The 20,176-nt window shown below is 69.6% G+C and carries 20 protein-coding genes; 16 read left to right on the plus strand and 4 right to left on the minus strand.

The window, feature by feature from the left end; all coding sequences use genetic code 11:
• Nucleotides 1-59 precede the first annotated feature (59 nt).
• From UAA55_RS06615 to UAA55_RS06625, 3 genes are read left to right on the plus strand one after another with little or no spacing between them, the layout of a single operon-like run.
• The gene (locus tag UAA55_RS06615) at nucleotides 60-1,433 is read left to right on the plus strand and encodes a histidine kinase (RefSeq protein ID WP_322951857.1); all 1,374 of its coding nucleotides are present in this window, start codon (nucleotides 60-62) and stop codon (nucleotides 1,431-1,433) included.
• Nucleotides 1,434-1,451: 18 nt separating this feature from the next.
• The gene (locus tag UAA55_RS06620) at nucleotides 1,452-2,069 is read left to right on the plus strand and encodes a response regulator transcription factor (RefSeq protein WP_322951858.1); all 618 of its coding nucleotides are present in this window, start codon (nucleotides 1,452-1,454) and stop codon (nucleotides 2,067-2,069) included.
• A gap of 55 nt (nucleotides 2,070-2,124) precedes the next feature.
• Nucleotides 2,125-2,565, plus strand: coding sequence for a hypothetical protein (locus UAA55_RS06625; protein WP_322951859.1), 441 nt, complete (start codon nucleotides 2,125-2,127; stop codon nucleotides 2,563-2,565).
• Here UAA55_RS06625 and UAA55_RS06630 read toward each other — a convergent pair.
• Entirely contained in the window at nucleotides 2,552-4,624 is a 2,073-nt protein-coding gene (locus tag UAA55_RS06630) for a methyl-accepting chemotaxis protein (RefSeq protein WP_322951860.1), read from the minus strand. The genes UAA55_RS06625 and UAA55_RS06630 overlap by 14 nt on opposite strands.
• Before the next feature lie 414 nt (nucleotides 4,625-5,038).
• Between UAA55_RS06630 and UAA55_RS06635 the strand changes: the two genes are divergently transcribed.
• Complete coding sequence (locus UAA55_RS06635; protein WP_322951861.1) at nucleotides 5,039-5,473, plus strand: VOC family protein; 435 nt, start codon at nucleotides 5,039-5,041, stop codon at nucleotides 5,471-5,473.
• A gap of 4 nt (nucleotides 5,474-5,477) precedes the next feature.
• On the opposite strand, the gene UAA55_RS06640 is transcribed toward UAA55_RS06635, so the two are convergent.
• Nucleotides 5,478-6,560: a flavodoxin family protein gene (locus UAA55_RS06640; protein ID WP_322951862.1), complete on the minus strand. Its 1,083-nt coding sequence runs from the start codon at nucleotides 6,558-6,560 to the stop codon at nucleotides 5,478-5,480.
• A gap of 60 nt (nucleotides 6,561-6,620) precedes the next feature.
• The gene (locus UAA55_RS06645) at nucleotides 6,621-7,538 is read right to left on the minus strand and encodes a DUF6328 family protein (protein ID WP_322951863.1); all 918 of its coding nucleotides are present in this window, start codon (nucleotides 7,536-7,538) and stop codon (nucleotides 6,621-6,623) included.
• 208 nt (nucleotides 7,539-7,746) lie between these two features.
• Between UAA55_RS06645 and UAA55_RS06650 the strand changes: the two genes are divergently transcribed.
• From UAA55_RS06650 to UAA55_RS06705, 12 genes are read left to right on the plus strand one after another with little or no spacing between them, the layout of a single operon-like run.
• Entirely contained in the window at nucleotides 7,747-8,409 is a 663-nt protein-coding gene (locus tag UAA55_RS06650; RefSeq protein ID WP_322951864.1) for a cytochrome c3 family protein, read from the plus strand.
• Between the two features lie 5 nt (nucleotides 8,410-8,414).
• Nucleotides 8,415-11,324, plus strand: a complete 2,910-nt coding sequence (locus UAA55_RS06655; protein ID WP_322951865.1) for a TAT-variant-translocated molybdopterin oxidoreductase — start codon at nucleotides 8,415-8,417, stop codon at nucleotides 11,322-11,324.
• Nucleotides 11,321-12,700, plus strand: a complete 1,380-nt coding sequence (gene nrfD / locus UAA55_RS06660) for an NrfD/PsrC family molybdoenzyme membrane anchor subunit (RefSeq protein ID WP_322951867.1) — start codon at nucleotides 11,321-11,323, stop codon at nucleotides 12,698-12,700. Before UAA55_RS06655 ends, nrfD begins: the two co-directional genes overlap by 4 nt.
• On the plus strand, nucleotides 12,687-13,241 hold the full coding sequence (locus UAA55_RS06665; protein WP_322951868.1) for a DUF3341 domain-containing protein: 555 nt from the start codon (nucleotides 12,687-12,689) through the stop codon (nucleotides 13,239-13,241). Before nrfD ends, UAA55_RS06665 begins: the two co-directional genes overlap by 14 nt.
• Nucleotides 13,238-13,780, plus strand: a complete 543-nt coding sequence (locus UAA55_RS06670) for a c-type cytochrome (RefSeq protein WP_322951869.1) — start codon at nucleotides 13,238-13,240, stop codon at nucleotides 13,778-13,780. The genes UAA55_RS06665 and UAA55_RS06670 overlap by 4 nt, the downstream gene beginning before the upstream one ends.
• The gene (locus tag UAA55_RS06675) at nucleotides 13,777-14,781 is read left to right on the plus strand and encodes a hypothetical protein (protein ID WP_322951870.1); all 1,005 of its coding nucleotides are present in this window, start codon (nucleotides 13,777-13,779) and stop codon (nucleotides 14,779-14,781) included. The genes UAA55_RS06670 and UAA55_RS06675 overlap by 4 nt, the downstream gene beginning before the upstream one ends.
• The gene (locus UAA55_RS06680; protein WP_322951871.1) at nucleotides 14,778-15,140 is read left to right on the plus strand and encodes a hypothetical protein; all 363 of its coding nucleotides are present in this window, start codon (nucleotides 14,778-14,780) and stop codon (nucleotides 15,138-15,140) included. Before UAA55_RS06675 ends, UAA55_RS06680 begins: the two co-directional genes overlap by 4 nt.
• Nucleotides 15,137-15,907: an SCO family protein gene (locus UAA55_RS06685; RefSeq protein ID WP_322951872.1), complete on the plus strand. Its 771-nt coding sequence runs from the start codon at nucleotides 15,137-15,139 to the stop codon at nucleotides 15,905-15,907. The genes UAA55_RS06680 and UAA55_RS06685 overlap by 4 nt, the downstream gene beginning before the upstream one ends.
• Nucleotides 15,904-16,863, plus strand: a complete 960-nt coding sequence (gene coxB / locus UAA55_RS06690; protein WP_322951873.1) for a cytochrome c oxidase subunit II — start codon at nucleotides 15,904-15,906, stop codon at nucleotides 16,861-16,863. The genes UAA55_RS06685 and coxB overlap by 4 nt, the downstream gene beginning before the upstream one ends.
• Nucleotides 16,856-18,472: a cytochrome c oxidase subunit I gene (gene ctaD, locus UAA55_RS06695; RefSeq protein ID WP_322951874.1), complete on the plus strand. Its 1,617-nt coding sequence runs from the start codon at nucleotides 16,856-16,858 to the stop codon at nucleotides 18,470-18,472. The genes coxB and ctaD overlap by 8 nt, the downstream gene beginning before the upstream one ends.
• On the plus strand, nucleotides 18,465-19,076 hold the full coding sequence (locus UAA55_RS06700; protein WP_322951875.1) for a cytochrome c oxidase subunit 3: 612 nt from the start codon (nucleotides 18,465-18,467) through the stop codon (nucleotides 19,074-19,076). The genes ctaD and UAA55_RS06700 overlap by 8 nt, the downstream gene beginning before the upstream one ends.
• A 1-nt stretch (nucleotide 19,077) precedes the next feature.
• Nucleotides 19,078-19,341 carry a cytochrome C oxidase subunit IV family protein gene (locus UAA55_RS06705; protein WP_322951876.1) on the plus strand — a complete coding sequence of 88 codons (264 nt, stop codon included), beginning with the start codon at nucleotides 19,078-19,080 and terminating at the stop codon, nucleotides 19,339-19,341.
• Between the two features lie 8 nt (nucleotides 19,342-19,349).
• On the opposite strand, the gene UAA55_RS06710 is transcribed toward UAA55_RS06705, so the two are convergent.
• Nucleotides 19,350-20,156: an SDR family NAD(P)-dependent oxidoreductase gene (locus tag UAA55_RS06710; RefSeq protein ID WP_322951877.1), complete on the minus strand. Its 807-nt coding sequence runs from the start codon at nucleotides 20,154-20,156 to the stop codon at nucleotides 19,350-19,352.
• Between the last annotated feature and the right edge of the window lie 20 nt (nucleotides 20,157-20,176).

Raw genomic sequence — 20,176 nt, forward strand, 5'->3', positions numbered from 1 at the left:
GGCATTCCCTGAAGCAGGGGCGGGCGGCGACAGTCACGGGCCGTTGAGGAAGCAACCTCATGTCGCTACGCATCCGCCTGGTCCTGAGCATCGCCCTGCTGCTGCTGGTCAGCCTGGTCACCGGCGGGGTCGCCGCCTGGCTGCGGGCGGAGCGTTCCGTGCGCACGGAGATGGAGGCGGCCTTGTCCGTGGGCCAGCATACGGTCAGCAGCGCGCTGGCCCACCTGGCCGGCCGGCCGGCGCCACAGGAAACCAGTGACGAGGACATCACGGCCATGCTGACCCGGCTGGTGGGCGCCTTCAACGGCGACCGGCATCTGAAGGTCAGCCTGCGCCAGCCGGGCGGCGGGGTGGTCGCCAGTTCCCGCCTGGCCATGCCCGACCACCCGGCCCCGGCCTGGTTCGTGAAGTCGCTGGATGTGCCGCAGTTGAGCGCCGAGGTGCCCTTGCCCGGCTTTTCCGGCCAGGGCCTGTGGCTGCGCCTGGAAACCGACCCGGCGGGCGAGGTGTCGGAGGTGTGGGGCGAGTTGGGCGACGACGCCGTCATGATGCTGCTGTTCAGCGCGTTGGCCCTGCCCATGGTCTACTGGACGCTGGGCAGGGCCCTGCGCTCCGTCGATCGGCTGTCCAAGGCCTTCGCCCAGGTGGGCATGGAAATTGAAACCGCCCGGCCCGTGGCCGAGGTGGGCCCGCCGGAGCTGCGCCGCCTGGCGGTGGGCTTCAACCGCATGATCGAGCGCCTGGCGGCGGCGGAGGCGCGCAACCGCCGCCTGCACGAACAACTGCAGACCATCCAGGAGGAGGAGCGCGCCGACCTTGCCCGCGATCTGCATGACGAGGTCGGGCCCTATCTCTTCGCCATCAATGTCGATGTCACCGCCCTGCTGGCGGCCGCCGAGCGGGCGGGAGACCCGGCGATGCGGGACCAGGCGCGGTCAGCCCGCGAGGCGGTGGCCCATGTGCAGCAGGAGGTGAAGGCCATCCTGGCCCGCCTGCGGCCGCCGGGCTTGAGCGACCTGGGCTTGGGCGCCGCCCTGGAGAACCTGGCGGCTTTCTGGCGCGCGCGTCGGCCGGACGTGGCCATCACCGTCACCGTGGCGCCCGGCCTGCATCTAGGCGAGGCCGGCGACACCGCGGTCTACCGCGTGGTGCAGGAAAGTCTGAGCAACGCCATCCGCCACGGCCGGCCCCGGGCCGTCACCGTGGGTGTGGCGCCCTCGGCCGATGGCGTCACCGTTGACATCGCGGACGACGGCGACGGGCTGCCGGCGGACGCGCCGCCCCACACGGGCTACGGCCTGCGCGGCATGGCGGAGCGGGTGGCGGCCCTGGGTGGCCGCCTGACCGTGGGCAACCGGCCTGAGGGCGGCGCGCGGGTCCAGGCCCTGTTGCCGCCCGCTGTCGACGTGTCGGCCGCCTCGGAAGCGGCGTAACCAGGGATGACCGGCCCCATGAAGCTGTTGCTTGTCGACGATCACGCCATCGTGCGCTCCGGCCTGCGGCGCCTGCTGGCCCCCCTGCCCGGCGTCGCCATCGCCGAGGCCGCAACGGGCCGCGACGCCCTGGCGCGCTATCGCGACGACCGGCCGGACATCGTGCTGCTGGACCTGAACCTGCCCGGCGTGGGTGGGCTGGAGTTGCTGCAGCGCCTGCTGATCGAGGACCCCACCGCCTGCGTCCTGGTGTTCAGCATGCATGCCGAGGCGCTGTACGCCTCGCGCGCCCTGGCAGCCGGGGCCAAGGGCTACATGAGCAAGAACGCCGACCCGGAGGAGCTGCTGGCCGCCATCCGTCGCCTGGCCGAGGGCGGCCGCTACGTGGAGAACGAGATCGCGCAGGAACTGGCTGTGCATGGCATGCCGGCCAGTCATCCGGCCCAGCGTCTGACGGAACGCGACCTGGAAATCCTGCGCCTGCTGGGCGAAGGCCGGGCGCTGGCGGAAATCGCCAGCGAACTGGGCGTGGGCTACAAGACCATCGCCAACACCTGCACCGCCATCAAGGCCAAGCTGGGCGTGGCCCGCACCGCCGACCTGATCCGCCTGTCCATTGAAATGGGCGTGAGCTGACCGGCCCGCTCGCGCGTATTCTCAAGCGAATGCACGCGACGAAGGGGGTGTTGGGATGTTGACGGGACGACAGACCGCTATTCTGGTCCTGCTGGGGGGCGTGTTCTGGTTGTCGGCGCTGGCCTACCTGCGCGGGCTGCCCCAGCTTATGGCCGATCCTTTCTGGAATCCGCTGAACTTCGCCAGCACCGTCTTGGTCGCCTGGACCGCCGTGTATCTCATCCGGCGGCTGGCGGGATTGACACCGGAACAGCTGATGGCGGGCGTGGGGCTGGTGGGTGCCGTGGTCATGGTCACCGACGGCCTGGTCCTGAACTGGTTCCCCCGGGTTTACGGACCCGATGATACTGTCAGCCGCCTGGCCGGCGCCTGGCTGCTCTGGGGTTATGGCTTCAGCTTGGCGGCGGCTCTGCTCATGGCGCGGATCGCAAAGGGGGCCGCCGCGTCCGGCGACGGCTCCCCTTCCCAACCCCGTACCCCCATCACGCCGCCTTGATGGTGGCGACGAAGCCGCTGACCACCGAGCGCAGGGTGTCGGCCTCGCGGCCCAGCACGTCGGAGGAGCTGAGCACGCTGCGGGCGGCGCTGCCCGTCTCATCGGCGGCGGTGCGCACGCCGGTGATGTTGGACGACACCTCTTGCGTGCCGACGCTGGCCTGCTGGACGTTGCGGGCGATCTCCCGCGTGGCGGCGCCCTGTTCCTCCACCGCCGAGGCGACGCCGGTGGTGATCTGGCTCATGCTGGCGATGGTGGTGGTGATGCCGTCGATGGCGGTGGCGGCGCGGGCCGTCTCCTCCTGGATGGCGGCCACCTGCGCCTGGATCTCCTCCGTGGCCTTGGCCGTCTGGTTGGCCAGGGCCTTGACCTCGCTGGCCACCACGGCGAATCCCTTGCCGGCCTCACCCGCCCGCGCCGCCTCGATGGTGGCGTTCAGGGCCAGCAGGTTGGTCTGACTGGCGATATCGGTGATCAGCTTCACCACGTCACCGATACGCTGGGCCGCGCCGACCAGCCCGTCGATGGACTGCTTGGTGGCGGAGGCCTCACGCACCGCCGCTTCGGAGGTGGTGGTGGCGCCCACCATCTGGCGGGCGATCTCGTTGATCGACTGGTTCAGTTCCTCGGCGGCCGCCGCCACCGTCTGCACGTTGGCGGAGGTTTCCTCGGCGGCGCCGGCCACGGTGTTGGACAGGCTGATGGTGTCGCCGGCCGACAGGGTCAGGCTGTCCGCCGCCCCGCGCAGCGAGCGCTCGGCGCCGGAGAAACCCTCCACCACATGGTCGATGGACGTGGCGAATTCCCGCGTCGCCGCCTCCAGGCGCAGGCGGCGACGCTCCTTGGCGGCCTCCTCCTCCCGCTGGCGCTCGGCCAGGATGTCGGCCTCCTTGGCGTTGGCCCGCAAGGTCGAGATGGCGCCCGCCATCTCGCCGATCTCGTCACGGCGTTCCGTCAAGGGCACGGCCAGGTCATGGTCACCGCCGGCGATCTTCATCACCACCTGCGTCAGGACCGACAGCGGGCCCGTGACCCGGCGGCCGACCAGCCAGACGATGCCGCCCAGCACGCCGGCTGCGGCCAGCAGCAGCAGGGTGACCAGCAGCAGGGCCCGGCGGGCACCGGCGTGCTGCGCATCGGCCAGGCGGGTCGCCTCGGCAATGGCGGCGTCGCGAATGCCCAGAATGGTGGCCAACTGGGGCACGCTGGTCTTGCGGTATTCCGTGACGTCGACGGGATAGGATGTGCCGGCGGCGCTGGCCTCCAGCACTTTGGCGCGCATGACGCCGAAGATGCCCTTGTAACCCTGGCGCGCCGCGTCCGCCGCCTTCACCAGGCTGTCGGGCGTGCCAGCCAGGGCCAGCTGGCCATCCAGCCGCCCCTCCAGGTCATCCAGGTGCCCCTGCATGACCTGCACCTCGCGCGCGGCCTGGGGGCTCATGGGCTTGCCGCTGTTCAGGACCTGCAACAGCATGGAGGACTGGCGGCCGGCATAGTCGCGGTAGGACCAGGCCATCACCGCGATGTTGGCGTAGTGCCCAGCCTCTGGCGCGCGCTGCAACAGCGACCGGCCGGTGGCGTTCAATTCGGTGCCGAGGTCCGCCATGATGGCGAACATGCCCTTGACGTAGGTGTCGATTTCACCCGCCGGACGGTTCGCCACCGGCTTGGCCAGCAGGGCGTCGACGATGCCGCGCTGGGTGGCCAGCCGGCCGTCCAGCGTGGACATGACCGCCTTCAGGCTGTCCTTGGTATCGAAATCCTCCGTGGCCAGCAGATCGGTCAGGGCCTTGCGCACGGCATCGGACTTGGCGCGTTGCTCCTTCATCGGGACTAGCGTCGTCGGATCGACGCTGCCCAGCGCCACCAGCGTGGGGCCGCGCTCGACCGCCAGGTTTTCCGTCATCCGGGTCAGCGCGGCCATAACGCGGGCCAGACCCTGGGCGTCGGCCGCCGCGGCCGCCACACGCCATTGTTCGACGGCCACCACAGCCCCCAGCACCAGCATCAGGACGGCGACGCCGCCCAGGCATGACGCGATCAACTTGCGAATGGTCATTGGACGTCTCCCCTGCCGGTCCTTCGGGCGCCCGGTTCCGCACCCAACGAAACCGCGCCCCGCACCACGGTCACCATCCCGCAATGGCTAGCCGTAATGGTTAATCCCTAACGTGAGGTGTAGGGCAAATCCTTGAACAAACCGTTAAGGCTAGAGTTGGCAGGCGGAAGCCCAGCCCCTGAAGGGCGGACCCCGCATCCAGGCCAGCGATACGACATGTTCGAACTATCGATTTGATGGCCGGCGGCACCGGATGATATCCCGGTCAGAGAGGGGGCCGCCAAATAACCATCCCACCAGGACCGGGGGTGGCCATTGGAAACGATCGGCGTTCCTGGGAATTCGCGCGGTAATCGCATCGCCGCCGCGCGCCCTTCATCCAACCAGAGCTACGGGGATATGGTGACTCCGCCCATGCCGACCTTCGAATATTGGCACCATCACGGCGCCGTCAGCGTTCCCGACCTTGAGGCCGCCATCGCCTGGTATGATACCGTCCTGGGGTTCAAGCTGGAACGGCGCATTCGTATCGACGCCATCCCCGCAGACGTCGCCTTCGTGCGCAACGGGCCGCTGCGCATGGAGATTTTCCAGGTACAGGACGCCGGCGCCTTACCCGCTGAGCGCCGCATTCCCAACCAAGACCTGAAGACCCACGGCAACAAGCACATCTCCTTCGCCACCGGCGACGTGCACGCCCTGGCGGATGAACTGCGCCGCCGGGGGGCCGACATCGTCTTCGTCGCGGACTTCGCCTGGGGCTCCAATGTCTTCCTGCGGGACAACACCGGCAACCTGATCGAGTTCGTCCAGGAAAAGCCGGAGACGGAAACGCGCGCCCACCTCTGACGGATCACTTCTGGCGCGCGGAACGCAGGTCGCCGCCGGCGGCGACCTGCCGGCCCTGCCGCGTGGCCGTTACGGCCTGGCCCAGGGCACGGGCGGCATTGCGCACCTCTTCCTGCACGGCCTCGTCCGCGTCCAGTTCCTGGTGGTTGGTGGCGTAGGGCTTCCAGTAGCCGATATAGCGGTCCAGTTCCGCCTGGGCCCCAGCCGGCACCAGATGCATGAAGCGCAGCCAGTCCGACAGGCTGCGCCGCACGTTTTCCGCCCCCGCCACGTCGCCGTGGACGATGACGGAGTAGAGGCGGCCAGCCAGATGGCGGGGATAGTTCCAGCCCTCCAGTTCCACCGCCTTGGCGCGCCGCGCCTCCTTACCCTGGGTCAGGGTGGGGTCCGGGTTGCCGCCATCCGCGCAGACCAGGCGGTCCATCATCAGCTTCACGGGTGAGGACACCTGGTACCAGTTCACGGGTGTCACGATCATGACGCCGTGCGCCCGCACCCACATGGGATAAATCTCGTTCATCCAGTCCTGCGCCTGGCCCAGGGAATAATTGGGATAACAGGAACAGGGCCAGTGGCAGAGCGGGGCGGCGGTGGAGAAGCACGCCTTGCACGGGTGGATGTGGCGGCCGTACTCCGCAGCCAGGCGATGCAACTCCAGCACCTCCACCGCCGTGTCGGGCATGCCCTCCAGCACCAGCCGCGCCGTCTGCATCAGGCGATGCGACTTGGACATCTCCCCGGGGCACGTGTGTTCGCTGCGCGACGAACCGCTGATGAGCAGGAAGCGGCTGGGACCGGCCGGATCGTCATGCAGGGCCTGGGCCGTCCGGATGGCGTCGCGGGCGGTGATCCAGTCCACCGCCAGGTCGTAGTCCGGGTCGTGGAACCCCGGGCCCGCCTTGCGCGTGCGCGGGCTTTTGCGATGGCGGCTGTAGGCGTCCCAGGCCGCGCCCGCCACGCGGTCCAGCTCATCGGACAGGGTGTCGAAGGCGGGATCCTGGAAGGGCGCCAAGAAGCGGCGGCGGAACTCGCCCTCATCCAGGAGGGGGCTGGGCGTGCCCTTGCGGGGCTGGGTCGGGTCCGGCATCGGGTCGCTCGCGAAAAGGCTTCGGGCATAACCGGCAGCGGCGAGGGGCGGTTCCGCCCCTCAGGTCACCAGCCGACGGCGCAGCAGGCGCCAAGGGTGCGCGTACCAGAGCAGCGCCAGGACCAGCAGGACCGATCCGCCGGCGACGGCACCGGCCACGGCTGAGTCCAGGATGAAGCCGATGGTGACGGCGGCGTCGGCGGCCATGCCGGCGCCCAGCGGCAGGGTCGCGGCCGTGATAAGGCGGCTGGCCACGCTCAGGAAGCGCGGGCTGGCTTCGCCGGCGTAGACCAGCCGATGATAGGCGGCCGGCGCCATCAGCAGGATGATGGACAGGGCCACGCAGCCCAAGGCGGCCGCGTGCAAGCCCTTCTCCGTCGGCGACAGGCCGGCGAAAGCCTTGGTCAGGACGACGGCCAGTTGAAAGCCCAGCATGGCCTGCGCGCCCGGCAGGATGGTCCGCGCCTCCGTCATCATGAAGGTGATTTTCTGCGACACGTCGGCGGTCTCATCCCCGCGCAGATCGGCCATTTCCCGCTCCTTCCGGCCATGACGCGCCCGCGCCAGCATGCCCCAGCCCAGCCAGGCGCACAGCGCCAGGGCCGCGAACACCAAGCCCCCGGCCACCCCCGCCGCGGTGCCGTAGATCTGTTCGGCGCCAATCAGCACGTCCAGGCCCAGGGACAGGGCGAACGGCGGCAGGGCCCAGTCCGCCATGCGGCTGGTCATGTGCGCGACGCCCCGCGTCGCCTGGTGGTCGCCGTAAAGGGCGTGATGGATGCCCGGCGCCATCAGCAGGCCCACCGCCAGGATCATCAGCAGAAGGCCGGCGATGTTGGCCGCCTTGGCGTGGGCTGGCAGGTCGGTGAACAGTTCCTGGAAGACGGCTTGGAACTGGAAGCCCACCAGGACCTGGCAGCCCAGGGTCAGCATGCGGAGTTCATCCAGCCCCGCCTTCACCTTGCGCGTCAGGTCCATGGGCGCCCTTGGGTGACGTCATGATTGTTACAGACGCATGAACCCCACAGGCGGGCTGTTGTTCCTGCCGCGTCAAAGCCTCGCCACCCGCAGACGCGTCAGGACGCCGCAGGCGGGGAACCAAACCGGCCGAGCGCCGGTTCAGGGGGCGGCTCGGTTCCGCTCTAGCTCCGAAGCCCAACATCCGAATAAGGGGATACCCCGCCCCATGTCCCAGATCTTCACGGCATCCGCCGATACCTGGCTGCGCAGCGGCGTGCTGCTGGCGGCGCTGGGCGTATTGGTGACGGGTCTGCTGTGGGACGGGGCCATCGGGTCCAGCTATATCACCGCCGTGGGCTGGGTGCGCGACCAGCCGGTACCCTTCAGCCACAAGCACCATGTGGGCGATGTCGGCATCGACTGCCGCTATTGCCACACGACGGTGGAGACGGGGCCGCATGCGGGCTTTCCCGCCACCCACACCTGCATGACCTGCCATTCCCAGCTATGGACCAGCGCCCCCGCCCTGGCACCGGTGCGCGACAGCCTCGCCACCGGTACGCCCATCCACTGGCAGCGGGTGGCCCGGCTGCCAGACTACGTCTACTTCAACCACAGCATCCATGTGGCGCGCGGGGTGCCCTGCGTCACCTGCCACGGGCGGGTGGACCAGATGCCCCTGATGATGCGGGCCCAGCCCTTCCAGATGCGCTGGTGCCTGGACTGCCACCGCGACCCCGGACCGCACCTGCGCCCGCCCGACCAGGTGACGCGCATGGACTGGCGCGCCTGGGATCGCGAGGGCCACGCCGACTACGGTCCCCACCAGGCGGCGCTGTTCGGGATCAAGCCCGAGCGCATGACCGACTGCACCCTGTGCCACCGGTGACGCCCATGGACCGCACGGCGCGCGACACCGTCATCCAGGCCCTCAGCGGCCGTACCGGCAGCGGCCTCTGGCGTAGCCTGGAGGATCTGGCCGATACCGCCGCCTTCCGTGACCTGCTGGCGGCTGAGTTCCCGGCCCTGTTGCCGTCGCTGGCACCTGGCGGGCTGAGCCGCCGCGCCGCGCTTAAGGCCGTGGCCGCCAGCCTGGCGCTGGCCGGCCTGACGGGCTGCGACGGCCGGCCGGATGAGACGGCCCTGCCCTATGTCACGGCACCGGAGGGCGACGTGCCGGGCGTCGCACGCCACTACGCCACCGCCGTGCGCCTGGGCGGTTATGCCCAGCCAGTTCTGGGCAAGACCCACAGCGGGCGGCCGGTGAAGCTGGAGGGCAACGCCAGCCACCCCGCCACCGGCGGCGGCACCGACCTGTTCACCCAGGCGGCCCTGCTGGATCTTTACGATCCCGACCGCTCGCAGGGTCCCCGCCACCGCGACCAGCCCACGACCTGGGCCGCATTGGATACCGCGCTGAACGGGATGGCGCGGGCGGCGGACGCCAGCCAGGGTGAGGGCCTGCGCCTGCTGACCGGCTCCACCACCTCCCCCACGCTGGTCCGCCAGATCACGGCTTTGGCCCAACGCTGGCCCCAGGCGCGCTGGCATGTGCTGGACCCGATGGGTGACGCCTCGCGGCTGGAGGCGGCGCGCCTGGCTTTCGGCCAGCCCGTGCAGGCGCACCCCCTGCTGGATCAGGCGGACGTGGTGGTGTGCCTGGACGACGACCCGCTAGGGCCGGGGCCTGCCCAGGCCACGCTGGCCCGGCGCTGGGCGCGGCGGCGTCTGGCCAGCCAGACCGGCCAGGGTCCGTGCCGGCTGTTCGTGGCGGAACCGACCCCCACCCTGACCGGCGCCCGTGCTGACCTGCGGCTGGTGGCCGGGGTGCAGCGGCTGTCGGCCCTGATGCAGGCCCTGGGCGGTGAGGCGGCGGACTTGAGCCCTCAGGAAGCCCGTTGGGCGGATGAGGCCAGGGCGGCGCTGCTGGCCCATCCCGGCCGTTCATTGATCACCGTGGGGGCCTGGCACGATCCGGCGCTGCAGGCCCAGGCCTTGCACCTCAGTACCCGGCTGGGCGCGCTGGGCGGCTGCCTGCGCTTCACCGGGCCGCTGGTGGCGACAGCCGCGCCATGGCATGACCTGTTGTGGGACATGGCCGAAGGCCAGGTGCGCGCCCTGCTGGTCCTGGACGCGAACCCGGCCTATGCCGCCCGCGAGGCCGCCGCCTTCCGCGACGCCCTGGCCCGGGTGTCCTTCAGCCTGCATGCCGGAACGCTGGTGGACGAAACCGCCGCGGCCTGCCACTGGCATGCGGCCCTGGCCCATGACCTGGAAAGCTGGGGCGATGCGCGCGCCGTGGACGGCACGGTCAGCCTGATCCAACCGCTGGTGCGACCGTTTTACGATGTACGCGGGCGCCACGCCCTGCTGGACGGCCTGCTGGGCGGCGGCTCCACGGATCGGGAGGTGGTGCAGGCCACCTGGCGTCCCGCCTGGAGTGATGACTTTGAGCGGCGCTGGACCGACGCGCTGGTGCGCGGCTTCATTCCCGACAGCGCCCCGGCTTGGGTGGTGCCCCCGCCCGGCGAGCTTCCCGCCAACCCACCCGAGCTCGCCGAGGCGGCAACCTCCGGCGGCCTGACCCTGCTGGTCCGGCCGGATCCCACCCTGGGGGACGGCGCATCCGCCAACAACGCCTGGCTGCAGGAAACGCCCAAGCCGCTGACCAAGGTCACCTGGGGCAACGTCGTGCACATCAGCCCCCAGCTGGCGGCCGAGCGCGGCCTGAGGAATGGCGATGAGGTGCGGGTGACGGCGGGCGGCGCCAGCGTCGCGGGTCCCGCCTGGATCCTGCCCGGGCAACAGGCGCTGACCATCACCCTGACGCTGGGCTATGGCCGGCGCCTACCCGGCCAGACGGCGGATGGCCTGGGCCACGACGCCTATCCCCTGACCCCGGGTCCCCTGGTACCGGGCCCCGTGTCGCTGGAGGCTACGGGCCGGCGGCTGGACGTCGCCAGCACCCAGCGCCACCACGCCATGGAGGGCGGCGACTTCGTGCGCACGGTGCCGGTCGACCACCCCGCGATGCCGCATGAGGAACCCACGCCCAGCTTCTATCCCGACACGCCGCGCGAGCGCCCATCCTGGGGCATGGCGATCGACCTGGACCTGTGCATCGGCTGCAACGCCTGCGTCGTCGCCTGCGTGGCGGAGAACAACGTGCCCATGGTGGGGGCCGAACTGGTGGCCATGGGGCGGGAGATGCATTGGTTGCGCGTCGACAGCTACCACGCTGGCGACGCGGCGGCACCAGCCACCTATTTCCAGCCCGTGCCCTGCATGCACTGCGAACAGGCGCCGTGCGAGATGGGCTGCCCCGTCAACGCGGCGGTGCACAGCCACGACGGCCTGAACCTGCAGGTCTACAACCGCTGCATCGGGACCCGCACCTGCTCGTCCTACTGCCCTTACAAGGTGCGGCGCTTCAACTGGTACGATTACACCGCCGCCGCGCCCGAAGCGGTGAAGGCCCAGCGCAATCCCGATGTGACGGTGCGCCAGCGCGGCGTCATGGAGAAGTGCACCTACTGCGTCCAGCGCATCAGCGCCGCCCGCGTCCAGGCCAAGCTGAAAGGGGAGGCCATCCCTGACGGCGCCATCGTGCCCGCCTGCCAGCAGGCCTGCCCCACCCAGGCCATCACCTTCGGGGATGTCACCGACCCCAACTCCGCCGTCAGCCGCCAAAAGGCCAGTCCCCGCAATTACAGCCTGGTGCCCGAGGCGGGGACGCGGCCGCGCACCACCTACCTCGCCCGCATCGAGCCCGCCCCCATGGACAAGGACGGCGGGCCCGCATGACGGACGCGACAGACACCCAACGGGCCGATACCCAACGGGCCGCCGCCTACGCCCACGTGACGGCGGAGGTGACGGGCATCCCCCTGCACTATCCCCGGCCACGCGCCTGGTGGCTGTGCTTCCTGCCCGCCTGCGGCCTGCTGGCCCTTTTCTTCACGGCGCTGGGCGTCCTGCTGTGGAACGGCGTGGGCGTATGGGGCCTCAACATCCCCGTCAACTGGGGCTTCGACATCATCAACTACATCTGGTTCCTGGGCATTGGCCATGCCGGCACCCTGATCTCGGCCATGCTGCTATTGCTGAACGTGCACTGGCGCAATTCGCTCAACCGTTTCGCTGAGGCGATGACCCTGTTCGCCGTGGTCTGCGCCGGCCTTTATCCGCTGATGCACCTGGGCCGGCCCTGGCTGTTCTACTGGGTGGCCCCTTATCCCAACAGCATGACGCTGTGGCCGCAGTTCAAAAGCCCGCTGACCTGGGACTTCTTCGCCGTCCTGACCTACCTCACCGTCTCCGCCCTGTTCTGGTACATCGGCATCGTGCCCGACTTGGCCGCCACGCGGGACCGGGCCCGGGGCCGCCTGGCCCAGGTGCTGTACGGGCTGGGCGCCCTGGGCTGGCGCGGATCCGCCCGGCACTGGGCGCGCTGGGGCCAGGCCTATCGCCTGACGGCGGCGATCGCCGTGCCGCTGGTGGTTTCCGTGCATTCGGAAATCTCGCTGTTGCTGGCGGCCGGGCCGGTGCCGGGATGGAGTTCCACGGTCTTCCCGCCCTATTTCGTGCTGGGGGCCGCCTTCTCCGGCTTCGCCGTCGTCTCGATGATCGCGGTGGTGCTGCGCGGGGCCCTGGGACTGCAGGACCTGGTGCGGCCTCTGCACCTGGACATGCTGGGCCGCCTGCTGCTGGCCACCGGACTGATGACCGCCTACGGCTACGCGGCGGAGGTGTTCGACATCCTCTATGGCGGCGAAAAGGCCGAGCTGTCGCTGCTGGCCGACCGGCTGACCGGGCCGTTCGCCTGGAGCTATTGGGGCGCCGTCATCGCCAACTTCGTTCCGCTACAGCTGTTGTGGTGGCGGGGTGCGCGGCGGCATCCGCCGGCCCTGTTCCTCATCGGCTTTTCCGCCATGGTAGGCATGTGGTGCGAACGCTTCATGCTGCTGGCCACCAGCCTGCACCACAGCTGGGTCCCGTCCAGCTGGCGGCCCTACACCCCCAGCTTCTGGGAGGTGGCGCTGTTCGCCGGCATGCTGGGCGTGTTCCTGGTGCCCTTCCTGCTGTTCGTCCGCTTCCTGCCCGTCATCTCCGCCTTCGAGGTGAAGGAAGCGCTGTTCGAGGAAAGTGAAGAGAAGGAGGGCGGCCATGCCGGAGCGTAAGGCGCCCCTGCCACCCTTCGGCGTGATGGCGGAATTCGATGACGCCGAACGCCTGGTGGACGCCGTGAAACGGGCGAGGAACGCGGGCTTCCGTCGGCTGGACGCCTATACCCCCTTCCCGGTGGCCGACCTGACGGAGGCCTTGGGCATTCAGGACAACCGCGTCCCCTGGCTGACCCTGGCCGGCGGCGTTATGGGTGCCGCCGCCGGTTTCGGCCTGCAGGTGTGGAGCAACCTGGACTATCCCATTCCCGTGGGCGGCCGGCCGCTGGTGGCCTTTCCCGCCACCCTGCTGATCACCTTCGAGCTGACGGTGCTGGGCGCCGTGCTCAGCGCCATCCTCGGCATGCTGGTGCTGAACCGCCTGCCCCGCCTGCATCACCCGGTGTTCGGGGTGCCCGACTTCCACCTGGCCAGTTCAGACAAGTTCTTCCTGGTGATCCTAGGCCAGGACGCCCGCTTCGCCAAGGCGGCCGGGTTCCTGGCGGATCTGGCGCCGGTGCGGGTGGTGGACGTGCCGCAGACGGAGGGCCCGGAATGAGATACCTGCTGCTGCTCGCCCTGCTCGCCGTTCTGATCATCCTGCTGGCCGGCTGTGATGAGATGACCCATCAGCCTCGTTACCAGGCGGCGGGGCCGGGCCGGCTGTTCCCCGATGGCAAGGCGATGCAGGCCCCGCCGGCCGGCGCGGTGGCGCAGGACGACCCCGCCCGCGCCGCCGCCTTGGACCGGCGCCCGGCCATGAGCGCGGCGCTGCTGGCGCGCGGACGCCAGCGCTATGACATCTATTGCAGCCCCTGCCATGACGTCGCCGGCACCGGCCACGGCGCCGTGCCGGCACGGGGCTTCCCGGCCCCGCCCAGCCTGCATGAGGCGCGTCTGGTGCAGGCGCCGTCCCGCTATATCGTGGAGGTCATCACCAGCGGCCATGGCGTCATGTACAGCTATGCCGACCGTGTGCCCCCGGCCGACCGTTGGGCCATCGCCGCCTACATCCGCGCCCTGCAACTCAGCCGCGACGCGCCCGCGTACACGCTGGATGCCACGGACAGGGCCAAGCTGGATGGGGGCCCCCCTTGACCGCCCGCCGCTATTTTCCGGCCGTCTGCGGCCTGCTGATGTGCGGCGCCGTGCTGGTCTATGCGGCGGTGGAGCCCGCCGTGGCGCTCGGTGGCTGGCTGGCGGCCTTCGCCTTCTGGAGCGGCCTGCCCATCGCAGCACTGATCCTGCTGGCCATGATGCGCCTCATCCCCGGCGTCTGGCGCCAGGGTCTGGCGCCGGGGGCGGAAGCCGCCCTGCCCCTGCTGGCCTTGGCGGCGCTGGCCCTGCTGCCCCTGCTGATCGCGCCGCGTGTGCTGTACCCTTGGGCGGATGAGGTCATGGCGGGCTTTCGCGGCTGGTACCTGTCGTCCTGGCCCTTCCGGCTGCGCGGCGTGCTGTTCTTCGCCCTGGCCGGCCTGCTGGCCTGGGGGCTGATGCGGCGGCCGCCGGCGGTGCCGATGGCCATCTTCACCCTCATTCTGCTGGTCCCCTTCCAGGACATGATGGCCACCGACTGGCTGATGTCGCTGGATCCGGAATTCCATTCCTCCGGCTTCGGGCTCTACATCCTGTCCCTCCAGATGGTGACGGCGCTGGCCGTGCTGATACCCCTGCGGGTGATGGCGGACAAGGAGGCGCCCACGGGGGTGCTGGCGGGGGTATGGCTGACGGCCCTGCTGCTGTGGGCCTATCTCGCCTTCATGCACTATTTCATCAACTGGTCCACCGATCTGGCGCCGGGCGTGCGCTGGTACCAGCGGCGTGGCGAGGGCGTCTGGGTCCTGGTGGAATACGCCATGGCCCTGCTGGGCCTGCTACCCCTGTTCCTGCTGTTCTTTCCGCCCACCCGCCGCAGCCGCCTGGCCCTGGTCTGCCTGGCGCCCATCGTGCTGTTGGGCAAGGTGCTGGAGACGGCCTGGCTGGTGCTGCCCGCCCTGCCCCGCGACCGGGGGGCGGCAGCCTTCGCCTGGCTGTTGGCGCTGCTGGGCCTGGGCCTGCTCAACTGGGTCGGCCTGCGGTGGCGGGAAGCGCGGCCATGAGCCGGATACCGGAAACACGCGACATGTCCGCCCGCGGCGTGCTGTGGTCCGCGCTGGGCCTGGTGGCCTTCATCGCCGTGGCGCTGGGGATGGTGGCCGGGCTGGTCCACGCGCTGGGCCATGGCCGGGGACCGATGCCCGTCACCGCCCCGCCGCCCGTGGCCGGCATTCCCTTGGATGAAGTGCCTTATCAAGGCGGGCCTCAGGTGCGGGCGCGGGCCCAGGCGGACCTTACCCGTTATGGCTGGGCCGACCGTGGCGCCGGCCGCGCCATCATCCCCATAGACCGGGCCATGGACCTGTTGGCCAGGAAGGGTTGGCCAGACCAGGACGACAAGGGTACGGAGGCGCCGAGATGAGGCGCGTCCCGGCCCTCATCGCCGCCGCCTTCTGGCTGGCCGCGTTCGATCCCTTCCAGGTGGCGGGCATCGACCCGCGCCTGGGCGCCCGCGTTCCCCTGGACGGCACCTTCCTGGAAGCCGACGGCCGCGCGGTCGGTCTGGGCGATCTGGCCGGCGGGCATCCCCTTGTGCTGGTCCCGGTGCTCCACCGCTGCCCCAATATCTGCGGCGTCACCTTGGCGGGCTTGGCGCAAGCCATCGCGGCGCAGCGTCATGTTCCCGGACGCGACGTCACCCTGGTGGCCTTCGGCATCGACCCGCGTGAGGGGCCGACCGAGGCCGCCGCCGACCTGGCCGATCTGCGCCGGGCCTTCCCTGCCCTGCCCGCCGACGGCGTCCACGCCCTGACCGGCACCGGGGAGCAGATCCGAGCGGTAACGGACGCCCTGGGCTACCGCTACGCCTGGGACGACCGGATCGGGCAGTACGCCCATGTCGCGGCGGTGGCCATCCTGCGGTCCGATGGAACCTTGAACCATTGGCTCTATGGCCTGGCACCGGCACCCGACGAGCTGCAACAGGCCCTGGACGAGGCGGCGCAGGGTCGGGCCGGCGACTGGGGCCAGCGTATCCTGCTGCTGTGCTTCCACTACGATCCCATGACCGGGCGCAATGGTCCCCTGGTCTGGACCCTGCTGCGCATCCTGGGTGGCCTGGTGGCGCTGGGCGGCGGTGGCTGGATCGCCTGGTCCCTGTGGCGCGACCGCCGCCTGGTGAAGTCATGAACCGGCTGCTGACCTTCTGGGGCGGCCAGGCCTCGCACCACGCGCACCAGGTGGACACGCTGTTCCTTGGGTTGGCGGCCCTGGCCGTGTTGCTGTCGGCGCCGGTATTCATCTTGATCCCCTGGTTCGCGGTGAAATACCGGCGGGGCAAACCGGCCGACCGCGCCCACGCCGCGAACCGCAGTGTCTGGCTGGAGGTGTCGTGGGCCGCCATCCCCTTCCTGGCCACCCTGGCCTTCTATGTCTGGTCCACCCGCCTGTATATCGACCTCTACCAGCCGCCGGCCGAGGCGCTGGCCATCAACGCCGTGGGCAAACAGTGGATGTGGAAGTTCCAGCACCCGGGCGGCCAGGCGGAAATCAACGAGCTGCATGTGCCGTCCGGCCGTCCGGTGGTCGTCACCCTCGCCTCGCAGGACGTCATCCACAGCCTGTTCGTGCCCGCGCTGCGCCTGAAACAGGACGTGGTGCCGGGCCGGTACACCCGTCTGTGGTTCACCGCCGACACGCCCGGCAGCTACGCCTTGGTCTGCGCCCAGTTCTGCGGCGCCGACCACGCCGTCATGGGCGGCCGGCTGGTGGTGCAGACGCCGGCCGACTATGCCCGCTGGCTGGAGGGCATGGGCACCGACGGTTCGCTGGCAGCGCAAGGGGCCGTTCTGTTCCGCACCCGGGGCTGCAGCGGCTGCCATGGCGCGGCCAGCACCGTCCACGCCCCGCCGTTGGAAGGGCTGTACGGCCGCCCGGTGCCCCTGGCGGACGGCAACGTGGTGACGGCGGATGACCAATACCTGCGCGACAGCATCCTGCTGCCCCAGGCCCAGGTGGCGGCGGGCTATCCCGCCGTCATGCCCACCTTCCAGAACGTGTTGGGGGAGGACGATGTGCTGAAGCTGATCGCCTACATAAAGTCCCTGGCCGACGCGCGGCCGCCGGCGGGAGGGCGCCATGACTGATGAGGTCAGTTACCTGGAGCATGGCCACAGCCTGAAATCCTGGCTGCTGACCACGGACCACAAGCGCATCGCCATCCTCTACTTCCTGTCCATCACCTTCTTCTTCTTCGTGGGCGGGGCGGCGGCGGCGCTGATCCGCATCGATCTGCTGACGCCCGAAGCCGACCTGATGAGCAATGAGGGCTACAACCGCGCCTTCACCCTGCATGGCGTCATCATGGTGTGGTTCTTCCTGATCCCGTCCATCCCCAACACCTTCGGCAATTTCCTGGTGCCGCTGATGATCGGCGCGCGCGACCTGGCCTTTCCCCGGCTGAACCTGCTCAGCTGGTACATCTACATGCTGGGTGGGCTGTTCACCCTGGCGGTGCTGGTGCTGGGTGGGGTGGACACGGGCTGGACCTTCTACACCCCGCTATCCTCCATGTTCGCCAACGGCAACGTCATCCTGGCCGCCACCGCGATCTTCGTGGTGGGTTTCTCCTCCATCCTCACCGGCCTCAACTTCATCGTCACGGTGCACCGGTTGCGCTGCCCGGGCATGACCTGGGGCCGGCTGCCGCTGTTCGTGTGGTCGATCTACGCCACCTCGCTGATCCTGGTGCTGGCGACGCCGGTCCTGTCCATCACCCTGGTGCTGATCGCGGCGGAGCGGCTGTTCGGCGTCGGCGTCTTCAACCCGGCGCTGGGCGGCGACCCGCTGCTGTACCAGCACCTGTTCTGGTTCTACAGCCATCCGGCGGTCTACATCATGGTGCTGCCCGCCCTGGGGGTGATCAGCGAGCTGGTGTCCACGGCGGCGCGCAAGCCGGTGTTCGGCTACCGCTTCGTGGCCGGATCCTCCATCGCCATCGCCATCATCGGCTTCCTGGTCTGGGGCCATCACATGTTCGTGGCGGGGCAGTCCATGTACGCCAGCGCCGTCTTCAGCTTCCTCAGCCTGGCGGTGGCCGTCCCTTCGGGCATCAAGGTCTATAACTGGACGGCCACCCTGTATAAGGGCCACATCGCCCTGGATCCGCCCTTCCTGTTCGCCATGAGCTTCATCGGCCTGTTCGTGGTGGGCGGCATGACGGGCCTGATCCTGGCCATGCTGGCGGTGGACGTGCATGTGCACGACACCTATTTCGTCATCGCCCATTTCCACTACATCATGGTGGGCGGCACGGTGTCCGCCTACTTCGGCGCCCTGCATTACTGGTGGCCCAAGATGATGGGCCGCTGGCTGCCCCTGGTGTGGGGGCGCCTGTCGGCCATCTTCATCTTCCTAGGCTTCAATCTGACCTTCTTCCCCCAGTTCATCCTGGGGTACCTGGGCATGCCCCGGCGCTACCACGTCTATCCGGCGGAGTTCCAGACGCTGCACGTCCTGTCGTCGGCCGGGGCCAGCGTGCTGGGCCTGGCCTATCTGCTGCCCTTCACCTACCTGCTCTATTCCCTGCGGCATGGAGAGAAGGCGCCGCCCAACCCCTGGGGGGCCACAGGTCTGGAATGGACCGTGCCCTCGCCCCCGCCCCAGCATAATTTCCATGAACTGCCCACGGTGGACGGCCCGCCCTACCAATATCCGATGGAAATGGGCAACGAGGGGGAGGCCGCTCATGGCTGACGTCGCCGAGGCCCGCCGGCGCGACACCACGCTGATGGGCATGTACCTGTTCCTGGCCAGCGAGATCATGCTGTTCGGTGGCTTGTTCGCCGTGGCCCTCGCCCTGCGCCTGCTGCATCCACAGGACGTGGTGGCCGCGTCCCGGCGTCTGCACTACGGCGTCGGGGCCGCCAACACCGTGGTGCTGCTGACCTCCAGCCTGGCGGTCGCGCTGGCGGTGGCGGCGGCGGAGATGGGCAAGGCGAAGGGCACCGTGGCGGGCCTGCTGGCGGCCGCCGGCCTGGGTGTGGGCTTCCTGGCCCTGAAGGCTGTGGAGTACGGGATGGAAATCCGCGAGCGGCTGCTGCCGGCCTTCACGCCGGCCGATGCCTTCGAAAGCCCGGCGGCCCATCTGTTCCTGGACCTCTACCTCATCGCGACGGCGCTGCACGCCGTGCATGTGACCGTGGGCGTCGGCCTGCTGGCGGGCTTGGCATGGCGGGTCCGCCGCAGCGGCCTGCCTCTGCCGCGCGGGGCCACGGGGGTGGAGGTGGTGGGCCTCTACTGGCACCTGGTGGACGTCATCTGGGTCTTCCTCTACCCCGTCCTTTACCTGGTGCGCTGAGATGAAGGCCATCGCCCCCCTGATTGGCACCTGGGCCGCCCTGCTGGCTCTCCTGGGCCTGACCGTGGGCGCCAGTCTGGTCCTGACCGGGACGCCCAGCCTGGTGGCCAGCCTGGGCATCGCCGCCGCCAAGGCCGCGCTGATCGCCTGGGTCTACATGCGGCTGCGCCGTGAAGGCGGCCTCATGCGCATCATGGCGCTGGGGGCCGCCTTCTGGCTGCTGATCCTGCTGGGCTATCTGGCGCTGGACTACCTGACGCGTTGAGCGACGGGTCAGTGCTTGCGGGCTGTTCCGGGCGCGGCCATGCCACGGTGCTGGTCCGCCAGCATTTCCGCCGGCATGATGTTCGCCAGGGTGGTCTGCAGCTTGTTCTTCCAGCCGCTGACCACGTCGGCCTCACCCTTCATCAGGGCGTCGAAGCCATCGCGGGCGACCTTGGCCGGATCATCCTTCTTGGCCGTGCCCACCTCCGTATCCAACAGCTCGGCACGGCGGAAAAAATCAGTGTCCGTCGGCCCCGGCATGAGGCAGGAGACGGTGACGCCCGTGCCTTCCAGCTCGTTGCGCAAGGCGTAGGCGAAGTTGTCCAGGAAAGCCTTGCTGGCGTTGTAGATGGCCTGGTAGCTGCCGGGGATGAAGCCGGCGATGGACCCGGTGATGAGGATGCGGCCCGAATTCAGCGCCCGCATGTCGCGACCCACCAGATGGATCAGATGGACGGTGCCAGTGACGTTGGTGTCGATCACCCGCTTGGCCTTGATGAAGTTCTGGTCCAGGAAGGCCCTGCCCAAGCCCCGGCCGGCATTGGCGAACAAGGCGTCCACCGGCCGGCCCTGGGCCTGGATGGCGGCGTAAAGCGTGTCGACGCCGTCCAGCGTGGAGAGGTCGGCCTGCACCGCGTCGACATGCGCGCCCAGGGCGCGGAAGGTGTCGGCGGCGTCGTGTATTTCGGGTTCGTCGGCGGCGACCACCAGGTCGAAGCCGTTCTGGGCACACAGCTTGGCGAGTTCGTAGCCGATGCCGCTGGAGGCACCGGTGACGACGGCCAGAAGGCGCATGGGCGCGCGGGAGGCAGCCATGGCGTTTCTCCTTTTTATGG

The sequence above is a fragment of the Nitrospirillum guanabarense genome (genome assembly GCF_034653355.1).
In the GTDB taxonomy this organism is placed as follows: Bacteria; Pseudomonadota; Alphaproteobacteria; order Azospirillales; family Azospirillaceae; genus Nitrospirillum.

What these genes read in the sequence shown, in the direction of transcription:
- UAA55_RS06615 (WP_322951857.1), top strand. Translation starts at nt 60, where the DNA reads ATGTCGCTACGCATCCGCCTGGTCCTGAGCATCGCCCTGCTGCTGCTG.
- UAA55_RS06620 (WP_322951858.1), top strand. Translation starts at nt 1,452, where the DNA reads ATGAAGCTGTTGCTTGTCGACGATCACGCCATCGTGCGCTCCGGCCTG.
- UAA55_RS06625 (WP_322951859.1), top strand. Translation starts at nt 2,125, where the DNA reads ATGTTGACGGGACGACAGACCGCTATTCTGGTCCTGCTGGGGGGCGTG.
- UAA55_RS06630 (WP_322951860.1), bottom strand. Translation starts at nt 4,624, where the DNA reads ATGACCATTCGCAAGTTGATCGCGTCATGCCTGGGCGGCGTCGCCGTC.
- UAA55_RS06635 (WP_322951861.1), top strand. Translation starts at nt 5,039, where the DNA reads ATGCCGACCTTCGAATATTGGCACCATCACGGCGCCGTCAGCGTTCCC.
- UAA55_RS06640 (WP_322951862.1), bottom strand. Translation starts at nt 6,560, where the DNA reads ATGCCGGACCCGACCCAGCCCCGCAAGGGCACGCCCAGCCCCCTCCTG.
- UAA55_RS06645 (WP_322951863.1), bottom strand. Translation starts at nt 7,538, where the DNA reads ATGGACCTGACGCGCAAGGTGAAGGCGGGGCTGGATGAACTCCGCATG.
- UAA55_RS06650 (WP_322951864.1), top strand. Translation starts at nt 7,747, where the DNA reads ATGTCCCAGATCTTCACGGCATCCGCCGATACCTGGCTGCGCAGCGGC.
- UAA55_RS06655 (WP_322951865.1), top strand. Translation starts at nt 8,415, where the DNA reads ATGGACCGCACGGCGCGCGACACCGTCATCCAGGCCCTCAGCGGCCGT.
- nrfD (WP_322951867.1), top strand. Translation starts at nt 11,321, where the DNA reads ATGACGGACGCGACAGACACCCAACGGGCCGATACCCAACGGGCCGCC.
- UAA55_RS06665 (WP_322951868.1), top strand. Translation starts at nt 12,687, where the DNA reads ATGCCGGAGCGTAAGGCGCCCCTGCCACCCTTCGGCGTGATGGCGGAA.
- UAA55_RS06670 (WP_322951869.1), top strand. Translation starts at nt 13,238, where the DNA reads ATGAGATACCTGCTGCTGCTCGCCCTGCTCGCCGTTCTGATCATCCTG.
- UAA55_RS06680 (WP_322951871.1), top strand. Translation starts at nt 14,778, where the DNA reads ATGAGCCGGATACCGGAAACACGCGACATGTCCGCCCGCGGCGTGCTG.
- UAA55_RS06685 (WP_322951872.1), top strand. Translation starts at nt 15,137, where the DNA reads ATGAGGCGCGTCCCGGCCCTCATCGCCGCCGCCTTCTGGCTGGCCGCG.
- coxB (WP_322951873.1), top strand. Translation starts at nt 15,904, where the DNA reads ATGAACCGGCTGCTGACCTTCTGGGGCGGCCAGGCCTCGCACCACGCG.
- ctaD (WP_322951874.1), top strand. Translation starts at nt 16,856, where the DNA reads ATGACTGATGAGGTCAGTTACCTGGAGCATGGCCACAGCCTGAAATCC.
- UAA55_RS06700 (WP_322951875.1), top strand. Translation starts at nt 18,465, where the DNA reads ATGGCTGACGTCGCCGAGGCCCGCCGGCGCGACACCACGCTGATGGGC.
- UAA55_RS06705 (WP_322951876.1), top strand. Translation starts at nt 19,078, where the DNA reads ATGAAGGCCATCGCCCCCCTGATTGGCACCTGGGCCGCCCTGCTGGCT.
- UAA55_RS06710 (WP_322951877.1), bottom strand. Translation starts at nt 20,156, where the DNA reads ATGGCTGCCTCCCGCGCGCCCATGCGCCTTCTGGCCGTCGTCACCGGT.